17 protein-coding genes are annotated in these 24,322 nt (G+C 66.5%); 7 read left to right on the top strand and 10 right to left on the bottom strand.

All coding sequences use genetic code 11. The annotated features are described in order from the left end of the window. The first annotated feature begins 272 nt into the window (after window positions 1-272). Window positions 273-8,108: a retention module-containing protein gene (locus KSS95_RS20525; RefSeq protein WP_217849155.1), complete on the top strand. Its 7,836-nt coding sequence runs from the start codon at window positions 273-275 to the stop codon at window positions 8,106-8,108. A 159-nt stretch (window positions 8,109-8,267) separates the two neighbouring features. Here KSS95_RS20525 and KSS95_RS20520 read toward each other — a convergent pair whose 3' ends face one another. Next, entirely contained in the window at window positions 8,268-8,633 is a 366-nt protein-coding gene (locus KSS95_RS20520) for a YbaN family protein (RefSeq protein ID WP_217849153.1), read from the bottom strand. An 8-nt stretch (window positions 8,634-8,641) separates the two neighbouring features. Beyond that, window positions 8,642-9,229 carry a YecA/YgfB family protein gene (locus KSS95_RS20515; protein WP_217849151.1) on the bottom strand — a complete coding sequence of 196 codons (588 nt, stop codon included), beginning with the start codon at window positions 9,227-9,229 and terminating at the stop codon, window positions 8,642-8,644. Window positions 9,230-9,474: 245 nt separating this feature from the next. On the opposite strand from KSS95_RS20515, the gene recQ reads away from it, so the two are divergent. Further along, window positions 9,475-11,622, top strand: a complete 2,148-nt coding sequence (recQ, locus tag KSS95_RS20510; protein ID WP_217849149.1) for a DNA helicase RecQ — start codon at window positions 9,475-9,477, stop codon at window positions 11,620-11,622. A 138-nt stretch (window positions 11,623-11,760) separates the two neighbouring features. Continuing rightward, a complete protein-coding gene (locus KSS95_RS20505) occupies window positions 11,761-12,198 on the top strand; it encodes a MarR family transcriptional regulator (RefSeq protein WP_217849147.1) in 438 nt (145 codons plus the stop codon). A gap of 81 nt (window positions 12,199-12,279) precedes the next feature. Here the strand turns inward: KSS95_RS20505 and KSS95_RS20500 are convergent, their stop codons facing one another. Continuing rightward, complete coding sequence (locus KSS95_RS20500; protein WP_217849145.1) at window positions 12,280-14,463, bottom strand: patatin-like phospholipase family protein; 2,184 nt, start codon at window positions 14,461-14,463, stop codon at window positions 12,280-12,282. A 66-nt stretch (window positions 14,464-14,529) separates the two neighbouring features. On the opposite strand from KSS95_RS20500, the gene KSS95_RS20495 reads away from it, so the two are divergent. After that, window positions 14,530-14,811: an Rdx family protein gene (locus KSS95_RS20495; protein ID WP_217849143.1), complete on the top strand. Its 282-nt coding sequence runs from the start codon at window positions 14,530-14,532 to the stop codon at window positions 14,809-14,811. Here the strand turns inward: KSS95_RS20495 and KSS95_RS20490 are convergent, their stop codons facing one another. Together KSS95_RS20490 and KSS95_RS20485 are read right to left on the bottom strand one after the other, a co-directional pair. Next, window positions 14,812-15,699, bottom strand: coding sequence for a DMT family transporter (locus KSS95_RS20490; RefSeq protein ID WP_217849141.1), 888 nt, complete (start codon window positions 15,697-15,699; stop codon window positions 14,812-14,814). It abuts the gene before it with no gap. Window positions 15,700-15,839: 140 nt separating this feature from the next. Then, complete coding sequence (locus KSS95_RS20485) at window positions 15,840-16,634, bottom strand: AraC family transcriptional regulator (RefSeq protein ID WP_217849139.1); 795 nt, start codon at window positions 16,632-16,634, stop codon at window positions 15,840-15,842. 123 nt (window positions 16,635-16,757) lie between these two features. Between KSS95_RS20485 and KSS95_RS20480 the strand changes: the two genes are divergently transcribed. After that, a complete protein-coding gene (locus KSS95_RS20480) occupies window positions 16,758-17,573 on the top strand; it encodes a UDP-2,3-diacylglucosamine diphosphatase (RefSeq protein ID WP_217849137.1) in 816 nt (271 codons plus the stop codon). A 320-nt stretch (window positions 17,574-17,893) separates the two neighbouring features. Here KSS95_RS20480 and KSS95_RS20475 read toward each other — a convergent pair whose 3' ends face one another. Beyond that, window positions 17,894-18,205: an Mpo1-like protein gene (locus KSS95_RS20475; RefSeq protein ID WP_134690956.1), complete on the bottom strand. Its 312-nt coding sequence runs from the start codon at window positions 18,203-18,205 to the stop codon at window positions 17,894-17,896. A gap of 155 nt (window positions 18,206-18,360) precedes the next feature. On the opposite strand from KSS95_RS20475, the gene KSS95_RS20470 reads away from it, so the two are divergent. After that, a complete protein-coding gene (locus tag KSS95_RS20470; RefSeq protein ID WP_217849136.1) occupies window positions 18,361-19,407 on the top strand; it encodes an AraC family transcriptional regulator in 1,047 nt (348 codons plus the stop codon). On the opposite strand, the gene KSS95_RS20465 is transcribed toward KSS95_RS20470, so the two are convergent. Further along, on the bottom strand, window positions 19,364-20,818 hold the full coding sequence (locus tag KSS95_RS20465) for a TrkH family potassium uptake protein (protein ID WP_217849134.1): 1,455 nt from the start codon (window positions 20,816-20,818) through the stop codon (window positions 19,364-19,366). The two genes, KSS95_RS20470 and KSS95_RS20465, sit on opposite strands and share 44 nt — an antisense overlap. A gap of 158 nt (window positions 20,819-20,976) precedes the next feature. Here KSS95_RS20465 and KSS95_RS20460 point away from each other — a divergent pair, with 158 nt between their 5' ends. Next, window positions 20,977-21,534 (top strand): NAD(P)H nitroreductase, encoded by a 558-nt coding sequence (locus tag KSS95_RS20460; protein WP_217849132.1) that lies wholly within the window; start codon window positions 20,977-20,979, stop codon window positions 21,532-21,534. A gap of 32 nt (window positions 21,535-21,566) precedes the next feature. On the opposite strand, the gene KSS95_RS20455 is transcribed toward KSS95_RS20460, so the two are convergent. The 3 genes from KSS95_RS20455 to KSS95_RS20445 all read right to left on the bottom strand — a co-directional run bounded on the left by KSS95_RS20455 (window position 21,567) and on the right by KSS95_RS20445 (window position 24,315). Next, the gene (locus KSS95_RS20455) at window positions 21,567-22,898 is read right to left on the bottom strand and encodes a sensor histidine kinase (RefSeq protein WP_217849130.1); all 1,332 of its coding nucleotides are present in this window, start codon (window positions 22,896-22,898) and stop codon (window positions 21,567-21,569) included. 69 nt (window positions 22,899-22,967) lie between these two features. Further along, window positions 22,968-23,384 (bottom strand): Spy/CpxP family protein refolding chaperone, encoded by a 417-nt coding sequence (locus KSS95_RS20450; protein ID WP_217849128.1) that lies wholly within the window; start codon window positions 23,382-23,384, stop codon window positions 22,968-22,970. A 253-nt stretch (window positions 23,385-23,637) separates the two neighbouring features. Continuing rightward, entirely contained in the window at window positions 23,638-24,315 is a 678-nt protein-coding gene (locus KSS95_RS20445) for a response regulator transcription factor (RefSeq protein WP_134690945.1), read from the bottom strand. Window positions 24,316-24,322 lie beyond the last annotated feature (7 nt).

Genomic DNA, 24,322 nt, shown 5'->3' with positions numbered 1-24,322 from the left:
AACCAGCCGGTACAGGCGGTTTCCGGGCTTCGGAGAAAGTTCCAGATTTTTTGCAGCTAAGGAGAGAGGGGAGGAGGGCGAAAGCGGAATTTGGCGACAAAAAAATGGCACTCGATAATGGCCATTCTCCATCACCGCTGGCGCAGCCATCGTCACACGGAGCGTGATTTCTCACGAACGTGACAGCAACGATCCACCCGTTGGAACGTTGCGCAAACTACCCGATACGCCTTGATCTGCGAAAAGCCCATCGGCAGGGGAGGCGTACGCTCATGGCTAAATTAGTCGGTGTAGTCAGCAAGGTAGTCGGCCAGGTATTCGCGGTAGACAATGACGGGCATCGCCGTCTGCTGGTAGAGGGCGATCGCCTGTTCGCCGGCGAACAACTGGAAACCGGCAGTGCCGGTGCCGTGGCGGTGCGCCTGCACAATGGCGCCGAGCTGACCCTGGGGCGTGACAGCAGCCTGCAGATGTCCCCCGAGCTGCTGGCCAACCGCGCGCCCCATGTGCAGACCCCGGACCTGGTGCCCAACGATGGCCAGCTCAGCGATGTCGAGCGCATCCAGCAAGCCATCGCCGCGGGCGCTGACCCCACCCAGGAAGCCGAAGCGACGGCGGCTGGCGGCAACCCGGCCGGTGTGGCCGGGGCGCTGGGCGGCGGCCACAGCTTCGTGATCCTGACCGAGGTAGCCGGGCGGGTGGACCCCACCATCGGTTTTCCCACCGCAGGCTTCAATGGTTTCCCGCAGTTGGCCAACCTTGAACTCGGCGCGCTCGACACGAACGACGACAACGGCCTGCCGCCGCTGGCGGCGGACAACCCGGTCAGCCTCGATGGGCTGGAGGTCAGCCCCGGCGAGCTGACCCTGGACGAGGCCAACCTGCCCCAGGGCTCGGCGAGCAACCCGGCGGCCTTGACCCAGGCCGGCAGTTTCACCGTGGTGGCCGCCGACGGGGTGTTCAACCTCAGTGTCGCTGGCATCAACGTGGTCACGGCGGGGGTTGTGACCGGCGTCGGCCAGTCCATCGTCACCGGCCTGGGCAACGTTCTGACCATCACCGGCTACAACCCGGCCACCGGCGTGGTCAGCTACAGCTACACCCTGACCGGTGCCGATCAGCATCCCGATGCGGCCGGCAACAATACCTTGGGCGAGCACTTCCCGGTATGGGTCAGCGACAGCGATGGTGACGTGGCCAGTGGCTCGCTGGATGTGATCATCCGCGACGACGTGCCCAGGGCGGTGGACGACGGCAATGCGCTGACCGCCACCGAGCAGCACCTGGAGCTTACCGGCAATGTGCTGAGCAACGACGTGCAAGGCGCCGACCGCATTGCCAGCGGCCCGGTGGTGGCGGGCACCTTCGTCGGCACCTATGGCACCCTGGTGCTGGCCGCGGATGGCACCTACACCTACACCCTCAACCCGGGCGATGCCGACTTCCAGAACCTGCACGGCGGCGGCAGTGGGGTGGAGACCTTCACCTACACCCTGAAGGACGCCGATGGCGATACCAGCACGGCGACCCTGACCCTCAATGTCAGCAACCTGAACGACCCGGTCACCCTCGCCGGCCTGGACGTGGAAGGCGGCGAGTTGATGGTGTTCGAGGCGAACCTGGCCGACGGCAGTGCCCCTACCCCAGGCGCGCTGAGCCAAAGTGGCACCTTCACAGTTACGGCGCCGGACGGCTTGCAAAGCCTCACCGTGGGTGGCATTAGCGTGGTCAGTGGCGGCGTGGCGGCAGGCTTCCCGCAGTCGATCACCACCGACCTGGGCAACACCCTGACCATCACCGGCTACAACCCCGCCACCGGCGTGGTCAGCTACAGCTACACCCTCATCGCCAGCGAAACCCATGCCAGCGGCGAGGGCGCCAACAACCTCGCGGAAAGCTTCACGGTCGTTGCCAGCGACACCGATGGCAGTAGCGCCAGTGGCACCCTGGACGTGACCATCGTCGACGATGTGCCCAACGCCGTGGACGACACCAATCCCGCCACGGCCACCGAGCAGCACCTGGAGCTCACCGGCAACGTGCTGGGCAACGATGTGCAGGGCGCCGACCGCATCGCCAGCGGCCCGGTGGTGGCGGGCACTTTCGTCGGCACTTACGGCACCCTGGTGCTGGCCGCGGATGGTACCTACACCTACACCCTCAACCCGGGCGATGCCGACTTCCAGAACCTGCACGGCGGCGGCAGCGGCGAAGAGACCTTCACCTACACCCTGAAGGACGCCGATGGTGACACCAGCACCGCAACCCTGACCCTCAACGTGCTCAACCTCAACGACTCGGTCACCCTTGGCGGCCTGGACGTGAACGGTGGCGAACTGACCGTCTACGAGAAAAACCTGGCCGACGGCAGTGCGCCGAACCCTGGCGCCTTGACCCAGAGCGGCAGCTTCAGCGTGACCGCGCCGGATGGCTTGCAAACCCTCACCGTGGGTGGCATCAGCGTGGTCAGTGGCGGCGTGGCGGCGGGCTTCCCGCAGTCGATCACCACCGACCTGGGCAACACCCTGACCATCACCGGCTACAACCCCGCCACCGGGGTGGTGAGCTACAGCTACACCTTGCTCGACAATGCCAGCCACGCCACGGGCGATGGCACCAACAACCTGGCGGAGCAGTTCACCGTCACCGCGACGGACACCGATGGCAGCAGCGCCAGCAACACGCTGGAGGTGAACATCGTCGACGACCTGCCCAAGGCCGAGGCCGACACCGCCAGCGTCGTCGAGGGCGGCACGGTCAGTGGCAACGTGCTCGACAACGACAGTTCCGGTGCTGATGTGCGGGCCGACGGCCAGTACGTGGTCGGCGTGCGCGCTGGCGCCGACACCTCGACCTCCGCCCTCGGCCAGTTGAACAGCAACGTCGCCGGCCAGTACGGCTACCTGACCCTCGACGCCCAGGGCAACGCCAGCTACCACGCCAACCCCAACGCGGTGGCCCCGCCCGGTGCCACCGATGTGTTCGTCTACACCGTGCGTGACGCCGATGGCGACGAAAGCACCACCACCATCACCATCGATGTGCGCGACTGCTCGCTGATCGCCGCTGCCGACAGCGAAGTCACGGTCTACGAGAAAGCCCTCGACCTGAACAAGGATGGCAACGACCTGGCAGGCGGCACGGTGCTCGGCAGCGAACCGGGCTCGGCCGCCGAGACGGCCAGCGGTTCGCTGGCGGGCTCGAGCAGTGGCGGGGTCGGCGCGCTGACCTATGCCCTGGTTGGCAGCTCCACGGGCCAGTACGGGCAGATCCAGCTGAACGCGGACGGCAGCTACACCTATACCCTGACGTCCCCGGCGAACTCGCCGAGCCACCTCAACGATGGCCCGAACGTGCTGAGCGAGACCTTCACCTATGAGGTCAAGGATTCGCTGGGCAACTCGACCACCAGCACCATCGTCATCAGCATCGTCGACGACGTGCCCAAGGCCCACAGCGACTTCGCCAACGTCTATGAAGGCGGCACGGTCAGCGGCAACGTGCTGGTCAACGACGTGATCGGTGCCGACGTGCCGGCCGATGGCAAGTACGTGGTGGGCGTACGCGCAGGTAGCGATACTTCCAGCTCGGCCCTCGGCCAGTTGGGCAGCAACGTGGCTGGCCAGTATGGCTACCTGACCCTGGACGCCCAGGGCAACGCCACCTACCACGCCTACCCCGATAGCGTGGCGCCACCCGGCGCGACGGATGTGTTCGTCTACACCATCCGCGATGCCGACGGCGACGAAAGCACGACCACCATCACCCTCGATGTCCACGCCATTTCCCTGGTGGTCTGCCCGGATGACACGGCCAAGGTCCATGAAAAAGCCCTGGACCTGAACAAGGACGGTAACGACCTGGCACCCGGCACGGTCACCGGCAGCGACCCGCACGCCACCAGCGAAACCACCAGCGGTTCGCTGGCCGGCTCGGTGAGCGGCGGTATCGGCGCCCTGACCTTTACCCTGGTCGGCAGTGCGCTCGGCCAGTACGGCCAGCTCCAGCTCAATGCCGACGGCAGCTACACCTACACCCTGACCGCGCCGGCCCATTCGCCGGTGCCGGCCAACGACGGCGCGAACCTGGTCAGCGAAAGCTTTACCTTCCAGGTGAAGGACTCGCTGGGCAATACCACCACCAGTACCCTGGTCGTCAGCATCGTCGATGACGTGCCCCAGGCCCATTGCGATGAGGTCTCGGTCAGCGAAGGCGGCACGGTCAGTGGCAATGTGCTGGACAACGACGTGGTCGGCGCCGATGTGCGCGGCGATGGCCAGTATGTGGTCGGGGTGCGCGCAGGTGCCGATACCTCCACCTCGGCCAGCGGCCATGTCGGCGAGCAGATCGCCGGCCAGTATGGCTACCTGACCCTCGACAGCCAGGGCAACGCCACCTACCACGCCAACCCCAACAGCGTGGCGCCGGCTGGCGCGGCGGATGTATTCGTCTACACCATTCGCGATGCCGACGGCGACGAGAGCACCACCACCCTGACCATCAATGTCCAGGACAGCAAGCTGGTGGCCTGTGTCGATGATCAGGTCAAGGTCTACGAAAAGGCCCTGGACCTGTACCAGGACGGCAACGACCTGGCTCCGGGCACCGTCACCGGCAGCGCCCCGCACGCCACCAGTGAAACCGCCGCGGGCTCGCTGGCCGGGGCGGTCAGTGGCGGGGTAGGGGCGTTGACGTTCAGCCTGGTCGGCAACGCCGTGGGCCAGTACGGCCAACTGCAGCTGCATGCCGATGGCACCTACAGCTATACCCTGACCTCGCCGGCTAGCTCGCCGCTGCCGGCCAACGATGGCCCGAACCTGGTCACCGAGAGTTTCACCTACCAGGTGAAGGACGCGCTGGGCAACACCAGCACCAGTACCCTGGTGATCAGCATCGTCGACGACATGCCGCAGGCCTACAGCGACGTGATCAGCGTCAGCGAAGGCGGCACGGTCAGCGGCAATGTGCTGGACAACGATGTGGTCGGCGCCGATGTGCGCGGCAACGGCCAGTACGTGGTCGGCGTGCGCGCCGGCAGCGACACCACGACCTCGGCCAGCGGCCATGTGGGCGACCCGATCGTCGGCCAGTATGGCTACCTGACCCTCGATAGCCAGGGCACCGCCACCTACCATGCCAACCCCAACGGCGTGGCGCCGGCTGGCGCGGCGGATGTGTTCGTCTACACCATTCGCGATGCCGACGGTGACGAGAGCACCACCACCCTGACCATCAATGTCCAGGACAGCAAGCTGGTGGCGGCAGTCGACAACGATGTCACCGTCTACGAGAAGGCCCTGGACCTGATCCAGGACGGCAACGACCTGGCCCCGGGCACCGTCACCGGCAGCGAGCCGGGCGCCAGCAGCGAGACCGCGTCCGGCAGCCTGGTCGGTGCGGTCAGCGGTGGCGTCGGCGCGCTGACCTACAGCCTGGTCGGCAGCAGCACCGGCCAGTACGGCCAGCTCCAGCTCAATGCCGATGGCTCCTATACCTATACCCTGACCTCGGCACCGAAGACCCCTGGCGGTGCCGACGACGGTGCCAATACCCTCAACGAGTACTTCACCTACAAGGCCACCGACGCGTTGGGCAACAGCGTCACCAGCACCATCGCCATCAACATCGTCGACGATCTGCCAAGCGTGTCCTCGGCGGTGCGCAGCATCATCCCAGGCCAGGTCGACTCCAACATCCTGCTGGTGATCGATGTGTCCGGCAGCATGGACGTCGCCTCCGGCGTGCCGGGCCTGAGCCGCCTGGAGCTGGCCAAGCAGGCAATCAACGCGCTGCTCGACAAGTACGACGAGATGGGCGACATCAAGGTGCAGGTGGTCACCTTCGCCACCGGCGCGACGCTGCAGACGCCGGTCTGGGTCACGATCGGCGAAGCCAAGAGCCTGATCGCCGGGCTCACGGCCAACGGCTCGACCTACTACGATTCGGCGGCCAGCAAGGCCCAGGAAGCCTGGGTCACCTCCGGCAAGCTGGTGGGGGCGCAGAACATCAGCTACTTCTTCTCCGACGGCGAGCCGACCTCGGGGCACTCGATGACGGCCGTGCGCGAGACAGCCTGGGAAACCTTCCTCGACAACAATGCGATCAAGTCCTACGCCATCGGCATGGGCAGTGGCGTCAACGAAGGCAACCTCAACCCGCTGGCCTATGACGGCAGCAGCCACACCGACACCAACTCGGTGGTGGTCACCGACCTCAACCAGCTCAACGCGGTGCTGTCCGGCACCGTGCAGGGGGCGCCGATCACCGGCAGCCTGATGAGCGGCGGTGATTTCGGTGCCGACGGAGGCTTCATCAAGGCGCTGCTGGTGGATGGCACCACCTACACCTACGACCCGAAAGCCAATGGCGGGCAGGGCGGCTACACGGTCAGCGGCGGTGTCGACAAGGCCATGTTCGATACCGTTGGCAACAGCCTGAACATCAAGACCAGCCTGGGCGGCACCTTGCTGGTGAACATGGACAACGGCGAATTCACCTACACCCCACCCAAGGACAACGGCAGCAGCCAGGTCGAGCGCTTCACCTTCACCGCCAGCGACAACGACGGTGATACCCGCAGCGCCACCCTGACGGTGAACATCAACAGCAACAGCGCGCCGCTGGCCGGCGCCGACCACATCATCAGCAACATCAGCGGGGCCACGCTGACGGTGCCGGCCGAGGCCCTGCTGGCCAACGACAGCGATGCCGACCACGACCGCCTGAGCGCCGCGCCGATCACCTTCAACACCGACTTCGCCGACAAGGGCGCGGGGTTCACGGCAGGCACCCAGGCGCGCACCATCACCTTCGATGCCACCCAGAACCGTACCGAGAACCAGTTCCGCGACCTGGCGCGCAGCGAGTTCACCAGCCTCAACGGCACCCTGACCGCGGCCCTGGTGGTGGCCGGCTACCTCGGGTCGATCAGCACCAGCAACGCCAACGACGAGGACACCCTGACCGTCACCCTGCGCAAGGGTGAGACCCTGACCCTGGACCATGACCGCCCGGCCGGCAACCTGATGATGGAGTGGAAGGACGCCGGCGGCAGCTACCAGAGCATCGCCGACGGTGGCAGCTTCACCGCCAGCCATGACGGGGTGTACAGCATCCATGTGGTCAACACCGAGAATGCCTCCGGCAACAGCAAGGCTGCCGAAAACTACAAGCTGAGCATGCTGGTGGACTACAGCAACGCCAGCAACGACACCTACCACGGCAGCTACACCGTGAGCGACAACCATGGTGGCTATGCCACCGGCGCGGTGGATATCAGCTACCAGGCCGGCAACACGCTCACCGGCACCGCGGGTGACGATGTGCTGTTGGCCGGCACCGGCGACACCACGCTCAACGGTGGCGCTGGCAACGATGTGCTGGTGGCGGGGGCAGGCAACAACAGCCTGTACGGCGGCGACGGCAACGACCTGCTGATCGGCGGGCCGGGCAACGACCTGCTCGACGGTGGCGCCGGCAACGATACCGCCAGCTACGCCCGGGCGAGCGCCGGGGTGAGCGTCGACCTTGGCCATGTCGGGCAGCAGAACACCGTGGGAGCCGGGCTCGACACCCTGAGCGGCATCGAGAACCTGGTCGGCTCGGACTACAACGACACCTTGATCGGCAATGATGGCGACAACCTGCTCAACGGCGGTGCGGGCAACGATGTGCTCAAGGGCGGTGCGGGCAACGACACGCTGATTGGCGGACGCGGCGACGACAGCTTGAGCGGTGGCAGCGGCAATGACGTATTCGTCTGGCAGAAGGGCGATACTGGGCACGACACCGTGACCGACTTCACCCCTGGCAGCGATCGCCTCGACCTGTCGCAATTGCTGCAGGGCGAGAGCGCCACCAGCGCGTCACTGGACGACTACCTGCACTTCAAGGTCAGCGGCGCGGGCGGCAACGTGGTGTCGACCATCGAGGTCAGCAGTGTCGCCGGCGCCGCGCCGACCCAGACCATCGACCTGGCCGGGGTCGACCTGGCGCAGCATTACGGGGTGTCGGCCGGGGCGGGCGGGGTGATCGCGGCGGGGCACGATACCGCGACCATCATCAATGGCATGCTCAATGATCATTCGTTGAAGGTGGATACGGTGTAAGCGGCGGGGGATGAGCCGTGGCGTGCTGATGATCGCGGTTTATGCATTCCCTTGTAGGAGCGGCCTAGTGTCGCGAAAGGGCCGCAAGGCGGCCCCAGAATTTCAGCGTTGATGCAAAAATCTGCGGCCCTTTCGCGACACAAGGCCGCTCCTACACGATCAATCCGGTCGCTGCAGGGTTTTCTGCTTGAGGATGTAGGCGCTGACCAGCACCGCGCTGGTCAGCATGAACACCCGCGCCCAGAACAGCGGCACCAGGTAGCAGGACAAGCCGATGCTCGCCCACATCAAGCCGATGGCATAGACCTTGCCCTTGAGCGGGATGCCCTCACCGCTGAGGTAGTCGCGGATCCATGGCCCGAGCTTCGGGTGATGCACCAGCCAGGCATGAAAACGCGGCGAACTGCGGGCAAAGCAGGCCGCCGCGAGCAGCAAGAACGGGGTGGTGGGCAACACCGGCAGGAAGATCCCCACCACCCCCAGCGCAACGCTGAGCCAGCCGGCGGCCAGCAGCAGGCAGCGCACCACGTCGATCAGTGGCGGCGTGGTTTGAGTACGGCAGGTTTTTCGTCCGGTGCGTGCTGCAACAGGAACAGCGCGCTCAGCGCTTCGGGGATCTGTACGATCATGTCGTCCTGCAGGTTGGCATCGCTGGCGATGTCGGCGAACTCGGGCTGCTCGTCGAACAGGCCCGAGCCGACCATGATCGGCAGGAGCATTTCGCTGACTTCATCCTCGGAGTTGTCGAACCAGGCCTCTTCACGCAGGAACACGCCCTCCATGAAACCGATGCACCAGCCGCGCAGGTCGGAGTCGTCCGGCTCGTCGGTCAGGTCCAGTTCGCACGGCAGGTCGAACTCCTCTTCGCTGGCCAGCTGGCGAGCGATGTGGGCTTTGAGGGCTACCAGCGTCGCTTCGATCTCGGTGCGCTGGGCCTCGCTGGCGTAGTGGGGTTCTTCGGCGAACAGCGCGTCGATCCACTCACGGTCTGGAACTTGCTCCGAGCAGATCGACAGCGCGGTCAGGTAGCCGTGGGCGGCGACGTAGTCCAGCGCTTCTTCGTGCAGCTCATCGGCATCGAGGAAGGCTTGCAGGCGGGTCAGTTGCTCGGCGAAGGACATTACAGGGCTACCTTGGGGAATAAACGATGCTGAATTCTAGCACCTTGCGGCGCTTGCGGGGCAAAGGGAACGTCCGTCACCGGGGCATGCCGGGGGGCGCGGCAGTCGGGTATACTCCGCGGTTTTTCGTGCCTGCTGGCGATTTTCGCGCCATCTGGCAAAAACCGCTTACGCATTCGGTGTGTGCGCGGCGGATTTATCGTCCAGCCTGAGTCCAGGATGGTACGGCGATTTTGGAGTGGCAAATGCTCGAACAGGCTCAGCGCGTCCTCAAGGATGTCTTCGGTTACGACAGTTTCCGCGGGCGCCAGGCAGCGATCATCGAATGCGTGGCAGGCGGCGGCGACGCCCTGGTGCTGATGCCCACTGGCGGCGGCAAGTCGCTGTGCTTCCAGGTGCCGGGGTTGTTGCGCCCGGGCCTGACGGTGGTGGTGTCGCCACTGATCGCGCTGATGGACGACCAGGTGGCGACCCTGGACGAGCTGGGCGTGGCCGCCGCGGCGTTGAACTCGACGCTCAGCGCCGAGCAGCAGCGTGAACTGGCCGGGCGCCTGCGCCGCGGCGAGGTGAAGATGCTCTACCTGGCCCCCGAGCGCCTGGTGCAGCCGCGCATGCTGGACTTCCTGCGCGGCCTGGACATCGCCCTGTTCGCCATCGACGAGGCCCACTGCGTGTCGCAATGGGGCCACGACTTCCGCCCGGAATACCTGCAACTGGGCCAGCTCGCCGAACTGTTCCCCCATGTGCCGCGCATCGCCCTGACCGCCACCGCCGACATGCGTACCCGCGAGGAGATCGTCCAGCGCCTGCACCTGCAAGGCGCCGAGCGCTTCCTGTCGAGCTTCGACCGGCCGAACATCTTCTACCGCATCGTGCCCAAGGAGGCGCCGCGCAAGCAGCTGATGGCCTTCCTCGGCGAGCGCCGCGGCAACGCCGGCATCGTCTATTGCCTGTCGCGCAAGAAGGTCGACGAAACCGCCGCGTTCCTCTGCGACCAGGGCTTCCCGGCGCTGCCGTACCACGCCGGGCTGGCCGCCGAGACTCGCGCCGCCAACCAGCACCGCTTCCTCAACGAGGAAGGCTTGATCATGGTTGCCACCATCGCCTTCGGCATGGGCATCGACAAACCCAACGTGCGCTTCGTCGCCCACCTCGACCTGCCCAAGTCGCTCGAGGCCTATTACCAGGAGACCGGCCGCGCCGGCCGTGACGGCCTGCCATCGGATGCCTGGATGGCCTACGGCCTGCAGGACATGGTGATGCTCAAGCAGATGCTGCAGAACTCCGAGGGCGACGAGCGCCACAAGCGCATCGAGCAGCACAAGCTCGACGCCATGCTGGCGCTGTGCGAGGAAACCCGCTGCCGCCGCCAGTCGCTGCTGGCCTACTTCGACGAAGTGCTGGAGCAACCCTGCGGGCATTGCGACAACTGTGTCGACAACGTGCAGACCTGGGATGCCACCGAACCTGCGCGCCAGGCGCTGTCGGCGGTGTTCCGCACCGGCCAGCGCTATGGCGTCGGCCACCTGGTCGACGTGCTGCTGGGCAAGGACACCGAGAAAGTGCGCAATTTCGGCCACGAGAAACTCTCGGTGTTCGGTGTCGGCAAGGCCCTGGCCGAGGCCGAATGGCGCTCGCTGTTCCGCCAGTTGGTGGCCCGTGGCCTGGTGGACATCGACCTGGAAGGCTATGGCGGCCTGCGCCTGTCCGACAGCTGCCGGCCGCTGCTGCGCGGCGAGGTGAACCTGCAACTGCGCCGCGACCTCAAGCCGCAGACCACGGCCAAGGCCTCCAGCGGCAGCGGCAGCAGCCCGGCCAGCCAGTTGGTGCGCGCCGAGGAGCGCGAGCTGTGGGAGGCACTGCGCACCCTGCGGCGCAAGCTGGCCGAGGAGCACAGCGTGCCGCCCTACGTCATCTTCCCCGACTCGACCCTGCTGGAGATGCTGCGCAGCATGCCCACCAGCCTCAGCGACATGGCCCAGGTCAGCGGCGTTGGCGCGCGCAAGCTGGAGCGCTACGGCCAGGCCTTCCTCGAGGTGCTCAACGGTGCTGGCGGCACCGAGGAGGCGCCGAAGGTGGTGCTCGACCTGCGTCACGAACTGGTCAGCCTGGCCCGTGCCGGCATGACCCCGGCGCAGATCGCCGGCCAGCTCGACTGCACCGAGAAGAACGTCTACAGCCTGCTGGCCGAGGCCATTGGCCGCCAGGAACTGAGCCTGGAGCAGGCGCTGGATTTGCCCGAGGACCTGATGATGGAGGTGCAGGACGCCTTCCTCGACGGCGAGGGCGAGTTGCCGCCGGTGTCGGTGGTGGCGCCGCTGTTCGGCGCGCGGGTGCCCGAGGGGGTGCTGCACTGCGTGCGCGCGGCGCTGGCGGCGGAGTTCGAGCTCTGATTGCCGGCATTTGTGCCATTTGCTGATCTTTGTCATGCCCCTACAGGAATATCCGCGTTTTCCACGGCGCTGAGCCTTGCCGGATCGGTCGGGTCATGATTAGCTGACTAATAATTAGTTCTGTTTATTGAGTTGCTTATGCCCCTGACCGACAACCAACACCGTTTCGGCATGCAGCTGGCCCAGATGTCCCGGGGTTGGCGTGCCGAACTGGACCGCCGCCTGGCCGGGCTCAACCTTTCGCAGGCGCGTTGGCTGGTGTTGTTGCACCTGGCGCGTTTCGACGAGGCGCCGACCCAGCGTGAGCTGGCCCAGAGCGTGGGCGTCGAGGGCCCGACCCTGGCCCGCCTGCTCGATAGCCTGGAAAGCCAGGGCCTGGTGCGCCGCCAGGCGGTGATGGAAGACCGCCGGGCCAAGAAGATCCTGCTGTGCCCGCCGGCCAAGCCGCTGATCGAGCAGATCGAAACCATCGCCAATGCCTTGCGCGTCGAGCTGTTCACCGGCATAGACGAGGCCGACATGGAAGTGTGCATGCGCGTGCATGCAAAGATCCTTGGTAATCTCGAGAAGTCCTGAACCCTTCGTCAATCGCGGGGCAAGCCCGCTCCCACACTAGGCTGCATGACGTGTGGCAGCGCGCTTGCCCCGCGATCGTTTCTAGAAGGTATGCCCCAGGTTCAGGTACACCGCCTTCTCATCGGCATCATTGACCCCATAGCTCAGGTTCAGCGGCCCCAGCGGCGTTTCCAGGCCGAGGAAGATGCTCGCCGCGTTGATGTAGCCACTGTCGAACTCATTGTCGTTGTTCCACGCCCGGCCACGCTCCAGCGAGCCGCCCAGGTACAGCGGGAAGTCCAGCGGCAGGTACGCCCGTGGGGTCAGGCGGCGGTAGTAGACCACCCGCAGCAAACTCATGTTCTGCCCAGAGATCGAGTCCTGGCGAAAGCCCGACAGCTGCCGCGCGCCACCGAACACGAAGCTTGAGGTCACCACCTCGGCGTCATCCAGGGTTCTTCCATAGCGCCCGCCCAGCACCAGGGTATTCGCTCCGCTGCTGATGGCCTTGTCCAGGTTGACCAGCCATTGCCGGTAGTCCTGGTCCGAGTCCAGCGACTTGTCGTACTTGCGCACGGTCAGGCCGATGTCCTCGCCGCTGTGCGGGAAGTACACGTTGTCGAAGGTGTCGAACGAGTACTTGAGCTCATAGAAGCCCTCGTTGAAGCTGACCTTGGGCAGGTCCTGGTCGCCGATGCGCACCTCGGCATTGCCCCAGGCCTTGCCCACCCCCAGGCGTACCTCGCCGTAGGTGCCGATCTGCCGGCCGACATTGAGGCCGAAGCCATAGCGCTCGAGGCGATACTCGGCCACCGGGTCGTTGTCGAGGGTGGCCTCGACGTTCTGCGAACCCAGGTCCAGGTAGGGGGCGATGAAGTAGCGCGAACCGACGTCCAGCGGCTGGTAGAACTCGCTGTACAGCTCCTGCTGGTCGCCGATCTGCGCGCGGGTCAGCCATTCGGCGCCAAGGCGGTTGATGCCGTTGACCCGGTAGCTGGCGCCAAGGTTGAAGGCGCTGTCGCCGCGCAGGTCGTCGGACAGGTTCAGGCCCAGGCGCAGGTAGTCGGTGCCGCCGCGGCGGCCGCGGGCATTGATCACCAGGGTGTTGTCCTCGCCCTTGTGCACCACCCGGTACTGCACCTGGTCGAAGTAATCGAGGCCGTACAGGGTGCCCATGTCGGTCTGCAGGCGGCCGAGGTCCAGCGGTTCGCCGATGGGCTGGCGGATGTAGTAGCGGATCACGTCGTCGCTGACCTTGGAGTCGTTCTCCACCCTGATCGCGGTGATCATCGGCGTGCGCTGGCGTGGCGAGCGGGCCACCGCCAGGTTGGCGTCGCCTTCGGGCTGGCGCAGCGGCGCCAGGCGTGGGTCGAGACCGCGGGTGGCGCGGTAGCCGGCGTCGATCATGTCCTGGGCGCGGCCGAAGTCGGTGACGCCGAAGGCGGCCAGTGGCGGCTGCACCAGGATGTCCTCGCGGCGCAGGCTGGCCAGTTGTTCCTCGGAGTTGCGCCGGGTCATCAGGGTGATCGACTGGTTGAGCACATCCACCACCGTGGCCAGCTGCTTGCGGTTGCGCAGCGGCGTACCGATGTCGACGACGATGGCCAGGTCGACGCCCATCTCGCGGACCACATCCACCGGGATGTTGTCGGTCATGCCACCGTCCACCAGCAGGCGGCCGTCCAGCTCCACCGGGGCGAACACCGCCGGGATCGACATGCTGGCGCGGATCACCTGGGGCAGGTGGCCGCGGCGGAACACCACCTTTTCGCCGCTGGTGATATCGGTGGCCACGGCACGGAACGGGATCGGCAGCTTGTCGAAGTCGCGAATGTCGGCAGTGTGGGCCAGCTTGCTTTCCAGCAGCAGGGCCAGGTTCTGGCCCTGGATCACCCCAAGGGGTAGGCCGAGGCTGCCGTCGTCGCGAAAGCTCAGCTTCTGCTTGACCAGAAAGTCGCGGTCGTCCTGCTTGCGCCGGAACGGCACGTCCTTGCGCGGTGGCGCGTCGGACAGCGCCTGTTGCCAGTCGAGGGTGGTGGCCAGCTTCTCCAGTTCAGCGATGCTGTAGCCAGAGGCATACAGCCCGCCGACCACCGCGCCCATGCTGGTGCCGGCGATGGCATCGATGCGCACGCCCTGTTCCTCGAGGGCCTTGAGTACACCGATATGCGCCAGGCCACGGGCGGCGCCGCCGGACAACACCAAGCCGATCTTCGGCCGGGGCGCGTCAGCGGCCTGCACGGTGAGGGAGGTGAGCAGCAGGAAGCAGAACAGCAAGCGGCGCATCGTGAGTCTCAAACCAGAGGGTAAAGACCGCTAGTATAAGCGGCCCTTCCCACGGAGTTCCCCGACATGTCCGAGAGCAAGCCGCAAATTGTCATCACTTATTGCACCCAGTGCCAATGGCTGCTGCGTGCTGCCTGGCTGGCCCAGGAACTGCTCAGCACCTTTGCCGACGACCTTGGCCAGGTGGCCCTGGCACCCGCCACGGGCGGGGTGTTCCACATCAGCTGCGACGGCGTGCAGATCTGGGAGCGCAAGGCCGACGGCGGTTTTCCCGAGGCCAAGGTGCTCAAGCAGCGGGTGCGCGACCAGATCGACCCGCAGCGCGACCTGGGCCATAACGACCGCTGATCAGGCGCCTTCGGCCACGGCCTGGCGGGGCGGCTGCTCGGCGGCCAGGCGGCTGGACAGGACGATGGCGAAGATGATCAGCGCGCCACCGGCAAGCATGCGCAGGGTTGGGGTTTCGGCAAACACCACCCAGGCCACGGCAATGCCGTAGACCGGTTCCATGCCGAACACCACTGCGGCGGTGCGCGCCTTGATCACCGCCAGGCTGGCGACGAACAGGCTGTGGGCGACACCGGTGCAGAAGACCCCGAGCAGGGCGATCCACAGCCAATCCTGCGGCGTTACGGCGCCCAGGCCAGGGGCGGCGAAGGGCAGCAGGCACAGGCCCACCACCAGGTTCTGCCACAGCGCGGCCTGCACGGCCGGCAGGCGCCCGGAGCCGGCGCGGTTGGTCAGCGACAGCAGCGAGAACAGCAGGCCCGACAGCAGCGCCCAGAGCAGGCCGCCAGTGGCGGCGCTGGCCAGGTCGAACGCTGGGGTCACCAGCACCAGGCCGATGCTCACCAGCACCACCAGCAGCGCTTCGTTGCGGCGGATGCGTTCGCGGAACAGGATGCCTTCGAGGATCACGGTGAAGGCCGGGAAGCTGGCGAAACCCAGGGTGGCGATGGCCACGCCGGCGACCTTGACCGCAATGAAGAAACTCACCCAGTGCCCGGCCAGCAGCACGCCGCCGAGCAGCAGGCGGCGCAGGTCCTGGCCGCGCAGCGGGGCCCAGGCCTGGCGCGCCAGGCTGGCGAACAGGCCCAGGGCGAGCACGGCGAAGGCGGCGCGGCCGAAGACGATGATCGAGGGGCTGGCGCTGGTGGCCAGCTTGCCGAAGACGCCGGTCAGGCCGAAGAACAGCGCGCCGATATGCAGGGCGCCGAGGGCGGTGCGGTGGTTCATGGTGATCCTTTGGCTGCGGTGAGCGTTGCGTGCGGGCTCCATCGCCGGGCAAGCCCGCTCCCACAGATCATGCAGAAGGCTTGTGGGAGCGGGCTAGCCCCGCGATGAGGTCGATACAGGCAGCAGTGTATGTTCGATCCTCAGGCAGTTCTGTCGCCAACCTCGCGCCCGTTGTCGCCAGACTCGCGCCGCAACGCCAGCGGCGTGCAACCGAATGTTCGCAGCACTGCCGCGCTGAAGGCGCTTTGCGAGCCATAGCCGACCCTAGCCGCGACCTCGCCCACCGGCAGCGGGGTGTCGCGCAACAACCGCCGCGCCATCAGCAAGCGCCGCTGGCGGATGTAGTCCATCGGTGTCATCCCCGTTTCGCTGGCGAATCGAGCGTGCAGGCGCGCGCTGGACAGCCCGGCCAGGCGCGCCAGGTCGGCGACCTGTAGCGGGTAGGCGGCATGTTGCTCGATGTGCGCGTCGAAGGCTGCATAAGGCAGGCGCTTGTTGGCCAGTGCCGAGGCGCCGGCCTGGGGGTGCAGGCTGGCCAGCAGCAGAACCGCCCCTTGCCGGGCGATCAATGGGTCGTTCACGGGGCTGGCGGCCAGCCAGTCGACCAGCTGCTGCTGGCGGCTGTCCAGGCTCAGGGCGCCGGGGCGGTCGAGCAGGCGCCGGCTGTTGTCGACATGCTCGCCCAAGTGTTCGTCAAGCCACGGCCCGGGCGGTACATCCAGCACCAGGCAATGGCTACCCGCCGGGCTGCCGCAGGTATGGTGAGCGCCGGCCGGCACCACCATCAGGTCCTGGCGGTCGATCCGCGCGCCGCGGCCCTGCACCTCGAAATCCAGGCGCCCGCCCAAGCCGAACACCAGTTGCGAATGGTCGTGGCTATGGGCGATCAGGTCGTGGCGGTAATGGCGCAGCGACAGCAGCGGGCCGGTGGTCATGGCAAGTCCTCGTGGGCAGGCAGGCAGTGTACACCCTGCGCCGGCGCGCAGATCGTCACCGGATTGCCACCAACCTGTCACCTGCGCCTGCCAGTCTCCAGCAAACAGCGCCGGAGCCTGCCCATGACCCATGCCGAACTCGCCCGACCCTCGCGCAAGCAGCGTGTGCGCACCCTCTGGATCTCCGACGTGCACCTGGGTACCCGGGACTGCCAGGCCGAGCACCTGGCGCACTTTCTCAAGGGTTACCAGGCCGATCGTATCTACCTGGTCGGCGACATCATCGATGGCTGGAAGCTGCGCAGCGGCATTTATTGGCCGCAAGCCCATACCAACGTCATCCGCCGCCTGCTGACCTTGAGCAAGCGCGGCACCGAGGTGATCTACGTCACCGGCAACCACGATGAATTCCTGCGCCGCTATTCCAGGCTGATGCTCGGCAACATCCAGCTGGTGGACGAGGCCGAGCACCTGACCGCCGATGGCCGGCGCCTGCTGGTGATCCACGGCGACCAGTTCGATGTGATTACCCGCTACCACCGCTGGCTGGCGTTCCTGGGCGATCGTGCCTACGAATTCACCCTGGTGCTCAACCGCTGGCTCAATCATTGGCGGGCCCGCTACGGCTATGGCTACTGGTCGCTGTCGGCGTACCTCAAGCACAAGGTCAAGGGCGCGGTGAACTTCATCAGCGACTTCGAGGATGCCATCGCCCATGAGTGCACCCGGCGCGGCTTCCAGGGCGTGGTGTGCGGGCATATCCACCATGCCGAGATCCGCCAGGTCGGCGCGGTGGAATACCTCAACTGTGGCGACTGGGTGGAGTCGTGCACGGCGCTGATCGAGCATTGGGATGGGCAGATCGAGCTTTACCGTTTCGCCGAGGCCCAGGCCCGGGAGACGGCGCAACGCATGGCGGCACTGGGCGAGACGGCCTGAACGAGTCGCGGCGCTTCCTGTAGGCGCCAGCCTTGCTGGCGAACCAGGCGGTGCGGAGGATGGCACCGGCTGTGCCGGTGTTCGCCGGCAAGGCCGGCTCCTACAACGGTTACGGCCTGCAATGCCCGTAGGAGCCAGCCTTGCTGGCGAACCAGGCAACGCGGAGGATGGCACCGGCTAGGCCGGTGTTCGCCGGCAAGGCCGGCTCCTACAACGGTTACGGCCTGCAATCTCCGTAGGAGCCAGCCTTGCTGGCGAACCAGGCGACGCGGTGGCGGGTACCAACCGCGGCGGGTCGAGAGCATTCAGCAAGCCTGCAATCAGAGGGCGATGCGCCCCAGCAGGATGTCGCGGAACATGGCGAAATCGCCAACCAGGCTGTACCACGGGTGGCTGAAGGTGGCGGGGCGGTTCTTCTCGAAAAAGAAGTGCCCGACCCAGGCGAAGCCGTAGCCGGCCAGCGGCACGGCCAGCAGCAACAGCCATTTGCCGCTGCCCAGGGTGTAGGCGAGCAGGGCGATCACCAGCGCGGTGCCGACGAAGTGCAGGCGACGGCAGGTGGGGTTGCTGTGCTCGCCCAGGTAGTAGGGGTAGAACTCGGCAAAACTGCGGAACTGCGTGGTGCTGGTCATGGCGGTGCTTTCCGGATCTGCGGGTCTGGCTACAGGATACACGGCGTGGAGCCTGAATCGAGTCTAGAGTCAGTTGGGGGGCTGGCCAGTGACCCTGGGCGCCAATTGAGTATCCTTTCGCTTCACCGCCGCAGCGATCAACACAAGAAGCCGCCATGAGTGAGAGAACCACGTCAGCCAGCTGGGCATCAGGCATTGTCAAGGCACTCGAGCTCGAAGGGCTCGACTGCCCGGCGATGTTCAGGCAACTGGGCCTGGATTTCGCCGCCCTTGACGATCCGGACGCGCGCTTTACCCAGGACTCGATGACCCGCCTGTGGCAACTGGCGGTGGAACTGTCCGGCAACCAGGCCATCGGCCTGAACATGGCGCGGGTGGTGCGCCCGGCGTCTTTCCATGTGGTGGGCTATGCGCTGATGTCCAGCCGGACCCTGGCCGAAGGCTTCGAGCGGCTGGTGCGCTACCAGCGGATCATCGCCGAAAGTTCGGACCTGAGCTTTCGCCTGGAGCCCGACGGCTATGCCCTGGTGTTGACCGTGCATGGCGATCACCTGCCGCCCACCCGGCACAGTGGCGAAGCGTCGCTGGCCTGCGCCCTGGCGCTGTGCACCTGGCTCAGCGGGCGGCCGATCCAGCCGCGGCGGGTGCTGATCCAGGGGGGCCAGCCCAAGCATGTCGAGCCCTACAAGGCGGCGTTCCATGCGCCGCTGCAGTTCGGTGCGCCGCATGACGCGCTGGTGTTCGAGCGCGCCGACATGGAGGCGCCGTTGCCCACCGCCAACGAGGCGATGGCGGTGCTGCACGACCGGTTTGCCGGGGAATACCTGGCGCGCTTTTCGGACAGCCGCGTGACCCACCGGGTGCGCCAGGTGCTGTGTCGCATCCTGCCCCAGGGCGAGCCCAAGCGCGAGACGGTGGCCCAGGCCCTGCACCTGTCCCAGCGCACCCTGCAACGGCGGCTGCAGGACGAGGGCACCAGCTTCCAGACCCTGATCGACGACACCCGTCGCGAGCTGGCCGAGCAGTACCTGGCCCAGCCCGGCACTACCTTGCTGGAAACCGCCTACTTGCTGGGCTTCGCCGACCCGAGCAACTTCTACCGGGCGTTCCGCCGCTGGTTCGCCGTCACGCCGAGCGAATACCGCTTGCGGCGGGCGGTCAGTGACGCCAGAACGCCGGCATGCACAACACCAGCACCGTGATGATCTCCAGGCGGCCGAGCAGCATGCCGCCGGCGAGGATCCACTTGGCGGCATCGGGCAGGGTGGCATAGTTGCCGGCCGGGCCGATCACCTCGCCAAGCCCCGGGCCTACGCCCGATACGGTGCCGGCGGCGCCGGTCAGCGCGGTCATCCAGTCCACGCCCAGCAGCGACAGCAACAGGGCGATGATGCAGATGGTGATGGCGAAGAAGAACGAGAACGTCAGGATCGAGCGCACGATCTCTTCGTCGAGGCGGTGGCCGTTGTACTTCTGCTTGATCACCGCGCGCGGGTGGATCAGCTGGTTGAGGTTGGCCTTGAGCAGGATGTAGGCGACCTGGAAACGGAAGATCTTGATGCCGCCAGCCGTCGAGCCCGAGCAGCCGCCGACGAAGCCCAGGTAGAAGAACAGCATCAGCGAGAAATTGCCCCACAGGCTGTAGTCGCCCAGGGCGAAACCGGTGGTGGTCACCACCGAGGTGACGTTCAGCGCCACGTGGCGCAGGGCGTCGAGCCAGTGCAGGTCGGTCGTCGCCCAGTACCAGGTACCGAGCACCAGCCAGGTGGCCACCAGCATGGCCAGCAGGCCCTGGACCTGCTGGTCCTTGATCAGCGCCCTGCGGTGGCCACGCAGGGTCGCCACGTAGAGGGTGAACGGCACGCTGCCCATGATCATCACCACCACCGCGACCCAGTGCACCGCGGGGATGTCCCACTTGGCCAGCGACTGGTCGGAGGTGGAGAAACCGCCGGTGGAAATCGCCGACATGGCATGGTTGATCGCGTCGAATGGGCTCATGCCTGCCCACCAGAAGGCCAGGCTGCCGAGCACGGTGATGCCGACGTACACCGCGACGATCGACTTGGCGACCATGTGCGAGCGCGGCATGACTTTTTCGGAGCGGTCGGAGGACTCGGTCTGGAACAGGCGCATGCCACCGATGCGCAGCAGCGGCAGGATCGCCACCGCCATGCCGATGAAGCCGATGCCGCCCAGCCAGTGCAGCATCGAGCGCCACATCAGGATGCCCGGCGACATGGTGTCCAGGCCGCTGAGCACGGTAGCGCCGGTGGCGGTAATGCCGGACATGCTCTCGAAGAAGGCGTCGGTGTAGCTGATGTGCTGGGTCAACAGGAAGGGCAGGGCGGCGAACACGCACACCACCAGCCAGCTGCTGACCGTCAGCAGGTACATGTCGCGGGGGCGCAGGTGCACGTGTTCCGGGCGGCCGGGGATGACCAGGCCGAGGCCGGCGATGAAGGTGATCAGGCTGGCCCAGAGGAACGACGGCATGTCGCCGGTGCGCTCGAAGACCACCAGGGTCGCCATGGGCACCACCATGCTCACCGCCAGGGTGATCAGGAAGATGCCGATGATGAAACCAATGATCCTTAAGGTCGGCAACGCCATGTGATCTGCTCTGACTCGCTACGGAAAGGGCGCCATTCTACCTATGGACCTGGTCTTGTAAACGCACGATTGGCCGGGGCGTGGGGCAAGCCCGCTCCCACGTGGCCTTCTGGTTGGTGCACAATGGCGGCACTTTCAGTCTTTCAGGAGGGTAGCCCATGGAGGCTCTCGACGCATTGCTCAACCGTGTTTCCGTGCCGCGCCTGAGCGAACCTGCACCCAATGCCGCGCAACGCGAGGCACTGTTCCAGGCGGCGCTGCGTGCGCCGGACCACGGCCAGCTGCGCCCCTGGCGCTTCCTGACCATCGAAGGCCAGGGCCGCGAGAAACTTGGCGAGCTGTTTGCCCAAGCCGTGCAGGCCAAGGGCGATGCCGCCCAGGCCGCCCTGGACAAGGCCCGCGCCATGCCGTTGCGCGCGCCGTTGCTGATCGTGGTGATCGCCCGCCTGCAGGAGCATTTCAAGGTGCCGAAGATCGAGCAGCGCCTGGCTGCCGGCTGCGCGGCCCATGGCATCCTGATCGCCGCCCATGCCCAGGGCATCGGTGCGGTGTGGCGCACGGGCGACATGGCCTTCGATGCCCATGTGCACAAGGGCCTGGGCCTGGAGGCGAACGAAGAGGTGATCGGCTACCTGTATGTCGGTACGCCGATGGGCGAGCCGCGCACCGCGCCAGTGCTGGACACCGCGCAGTACGTCAACGCCTGGGGCGAGTAAGTTGCGGGGCTGCACGCCAGCCCCTGGATCGGTCAGCCAGCAGCGCTGTCGCAGGGAAAGTCCAGCGTCGCGATGAACCCGCCTTGCGGGTGGTTGGCCAATACCAGTGTTCCCCCATGGCGCTCCACCGCCTTGCGTGCGATCGCCAGCCCCAGCCCGTGCCCCGCTGCCTCCTGGCCTGGCGCCCGAAAGAACGGCTCGCCCAACTGTGCCAGGTGTTGCGCTGCCACCCCGGGGCCATGGTCGCGCACGCTCAGCACGATACGCCCTTGCTCGCGCTGGGCATCGATCTCGACGGCCTGTCCGGCGGGGTTGAAGCGCAGGGCGTTGCGCAGCAGGTTGTCCACCGCCCGCTCGATCAAGGTCGGCCAACCCAGCAGGGTCAGCCCCGGTTGCATCTGTAGCCGCACGTCCTGCTCCGGCGCGGCCAGCTGGGCATCCTTGCGCACGCCGCCCAACAGCGCATTGAGGTCCACCGGCTCGGCATGGGCCTGTTCGGCGTCGACCCTGGCCAGCACCAGGATCTCGCTGATCAGGTCTTCCAGGCGGTCGCATTCGCGGGTCAGGCGCGGCCACAACGCCTGGCGCTGTTCGGCTTCGGCGCGTTCGGCCAGGGCCAGGGCGATGCGCAGCCGCGCCAGCGGCGAGCGCAGCTCATGGGAGACGTCGCGCAGCAGCTGGCGCTGGCTGCCGATCAGGCTTTGCAGGCGGGCGCCCATCTTGTTGAAGTCGTTGGCCAGCACGCCGAATTCGTCACGGCGCACCGCCAGGCGCGCCAGGCTGTTCTGCTGGTAGCTGGTCTGCCCCAGGTCATGCACGGCGCCGCGCAGGCGGCTCAGCGGGCGGGTGATGGACAGGGTCACCAGCAGGCTGAACAGGGTCAGCACCACCAGGGCTATGCCCAGGGCACTGAGCGGCCAGATCAGGCTCTCGCGGTGCCAGGCCGCCAGCTCCGGGTGCGGGATGCGGTAGATCAGCAGGTAGGTCTCGCCGCTGCCGGGGCTGGTGTATTCCTCGGTCAGGCGGCGCCAGGGCAGGCGCCGTTCGTCGTTGTGCTGGCGCGCCTCGAAGGCGGCGGCGCGGCGCGGGAAGGTGCCGGGGACAACGGCCTCGCCGCTGTCGTCGAGTACCTGCACATCGATCTTGTAGTGGTGCTTGCGGCGTTCGAGGAAGCGCTGGGCCGACTCGACACCTTCCTGTTCGTAATGCTGCGCCCAATGGCTGGCCAGGCCGTTCAGCCCGGGATGGCGGCTGAGGATCCAGGTGTCCTGGTTGAGCATGTGCCCGAGCAGAATCGACAGGCCGGCGACCAGGGCGATGGCCAGCCAGAAACTGGCCAGGATGCGCCAGAACAGTGAACGCAAGACGAGCACCTCCGAGAAATGGCGAAAGCCCGGGCCGCTGGAGAGCGGGCCGGGCGTCGGGCTGACAGCTTACTGGGCCTTGGCGGCTTTTTCAGCTTTCCAGGCCTTGAACTCCTGCCATTCGGCCTTGCGTGCGGCGCGTTCCTTCTGCAGGTCGTCGAACTTCTTCTGCTGCTCGGGCTTGAGCAGTGCGCGCACCTGGCTGTCGGTCTTGTCGTGGCTGGCCTTGAGTTCGTCTTTCAGGGCCTTTTGCTCGGCAGCGGGCAGCTTGTCGATGTAGCGCGCGGTGATCTCGCGGCGCTGCTGCATCTGCTCGCCCATCAGCTTGCCGATCTGCTGGCGTTGCTCGCGGCTCAGGTCCAGCTGGGCGAAAGGCGCGTCACCGCGGTGATGCGGGCCGTCGTGGCGCGGACCGCCTTCGGGCATGGCCAGGGCCACGGTTGGCAGGGCGGCGGCGAACATCAGGGCGATAAGGGTCTTGCGCATGGTGTCTCTCCTTTCAGGGGCCGGTGGTTACCGGATGAGCCCAGTCTAGGGAGTTCAAGGTCAAGGGCGGTCAGGCGAGGGTAAAGGCTGGGTAAAGATCAAAGGCGTCGCGGCGCGGATTCTGTAGGAGCGGCCTTGTGTCGCGAAAGGGCTGCGCAGCAGCCCCGGAATATCAGCGTTTTTGCAAAGATCGCCGGGGCCGCTTCGCGCCCCGGCGCGACGCAAGGCCGCCCCCACAGGGTTCTAGCCGCAGTCAGAGACTGTAGTAGTAGCCACGGCTGCGCAGCGCGACGATGCGCGGGCGGCCGTCGGGGTGTGGGCCGATCTTCTTGCGCAGGTTGCTGACGTGCATGTCCAGGCTGCGGTCATAGAGCGTGAGCTTGCGGCCCAGGCCGATCTGCGCCAGTTCCTGCTTGTCCAGCGGCTCGCCGGGTTGGCGCAGCAGTGCCTCGAGGATGCGGCTTTCGGAGAGGGTGAGGGTCATCTCGCGCTGGTCGATGCTGACCACTCCGCGCACCGGGCTGAACACCAGGTCACCGACCTCGACCTGGCTGCTGGGCGCGCTGGGGTGGCTGCGGCGCAGCACTGCGCGCAGGCGGGCGGTGAGCTCGCGTGGGTCGCAGGGCTTGGCCAGGTAGTCGTCGGCGCCCAGTTCCAGGCCGAGGATGCGGTCCAGTGGCTCGCCGCGGGCCGAGAGCATCAGCACCGGCAGGTCGGTGTGTTCGCTGCGCAGTTGCTTGAGCAGTTCCAGGCCGCTGCCGTCCGGCAGCATGACGTCCAGCACCACCGCCGCCGGCGCATGGGCAGCCAGGGCCTGGCGCGCGCTCTGGCCGTCGTGGCAGGCGCGTACCGCGAACCCTTCCTGGGTCAGCCAGCTGCCGAGCAGCTCGCACAGTTCCTGGTCATCATCAATCAGTAACAGCTCGCTCATGTCTCAC

The organism is Pseudomonas muyukensis (genome assembly GCF_019139535.1).
Lineage (GTDB): Bacteria > Pseudomonadota > Gammaproteobacteria > Pseudomonadales > Pseudomonadaceae > Aquipseudomonas > Aquipseudomonas muyukensis.
Note: the sequence above shows the minus strand (reverse complement) of the source record. Positions and strands in the feature narration are given on the sequence as shown.

Coding starts and splice junctions, on each gene's coding strand:
- KSS95_RS20450 (WP_217849128.1), bottom strand. CDS start 23,384: ATGCGCAAGACCCTTATCGCCCTGATGTTCGCCGCCGCCCTGCCAACC.
- KSS95_RS20475 (WP_134690956.1), bottom strand. CDS start 18,205: ATGACCAGCACCACGCAGTTCCGCAGTTTTGCCGAGTTCTACCCCTAC.
- KSS95_RS20490 (WP_217849141.1), bottom strand. CDS start 15,699: ATGAACCACCGCACCGCCCTCGGCGCCCTGCATATCGGCGCGCTGTTC.
- recQ (WP_217849149.1), top strand. CDS start 9,475: ATGCTCGAACAGGCTCAGCGCGTCCTCAAGGATGTCTTCGGTTACGAC.
- KSS95_RS20485 (WP_217849139.1), bottom strand. CDS start 16,634: ATGACCACCGGCCCGCTGCTGTCGCTGCGCCATTACCGCCACGACCTG.
- KSS95_RS20465 (WP_217849134.1), bottom strand. CDS start 20,818: ATGGCGTTGCCGACCTTAAGGATCATTGGTTTCATCATCGGCATCTTC.
- KSS95_RS20505 (WP_217849147.1), top strand. CDS start 11,761: ATGCCCCTGACCGACAACCAACACCGTTTCGGCATGCAGCTGGCCCAG.
- KSS95_RS20515 (WP_217849151.1), bottom strand. CDS start 9,229: ATGTCCTTCGCCGAGCAACTGACCCGCCTGCAAGCCTTCCTCGATGCC.
- KSS95_RS20500 (WP_217849145.1), bottom strand. CDS start 14,463: ATGCGCCGCTTGCTGTTCTGCTTCCTGCTGCTCACCTCCCTCACCGTG.
- KSS95_RS20480 (WP_217849137.1), top strand. CDS start 16,758: ATGACCCATGCCGAACTCGCCCGACCCTCGCGCAAGCAGCGTGTGCGC.
- KSS95_RS20470 (WP_217849136.1), top strand. CDS start 18,361: ATGAGTGAGAGAACCACGTCAGCCAGCTGGGCATCAGGCATTGTCAAG.
- KSS95_RS20525 (WP_217849155.1), top strand. CDS start 273: ATGGCTAAATTAGTCGGTGTAGTCAGCAAGGTAGTCGGCCAGGTATTC.
- KSS95_RS20495 (WP_217849143.1), top strand. CDS start 14,530: ATGTCCGAGAGCAAGCCGCAAATTGTCATCACTTATTGCACCCAGTGC.
- KSS95_RS20460 (WP_217849132.1), top strand. CDS start 20,977: ATGGAGGCTCTCGACGCATTGCTCAACCGTGTTTCCGTGCCGCGCCTG.
- KSS95_RS20445 (WP_134690945.1), bottom strand. CDS start 24,315: ATGAGCGAGCTGTTACTGATTGATGATGACCAGGAACTGTGCGAGCTG.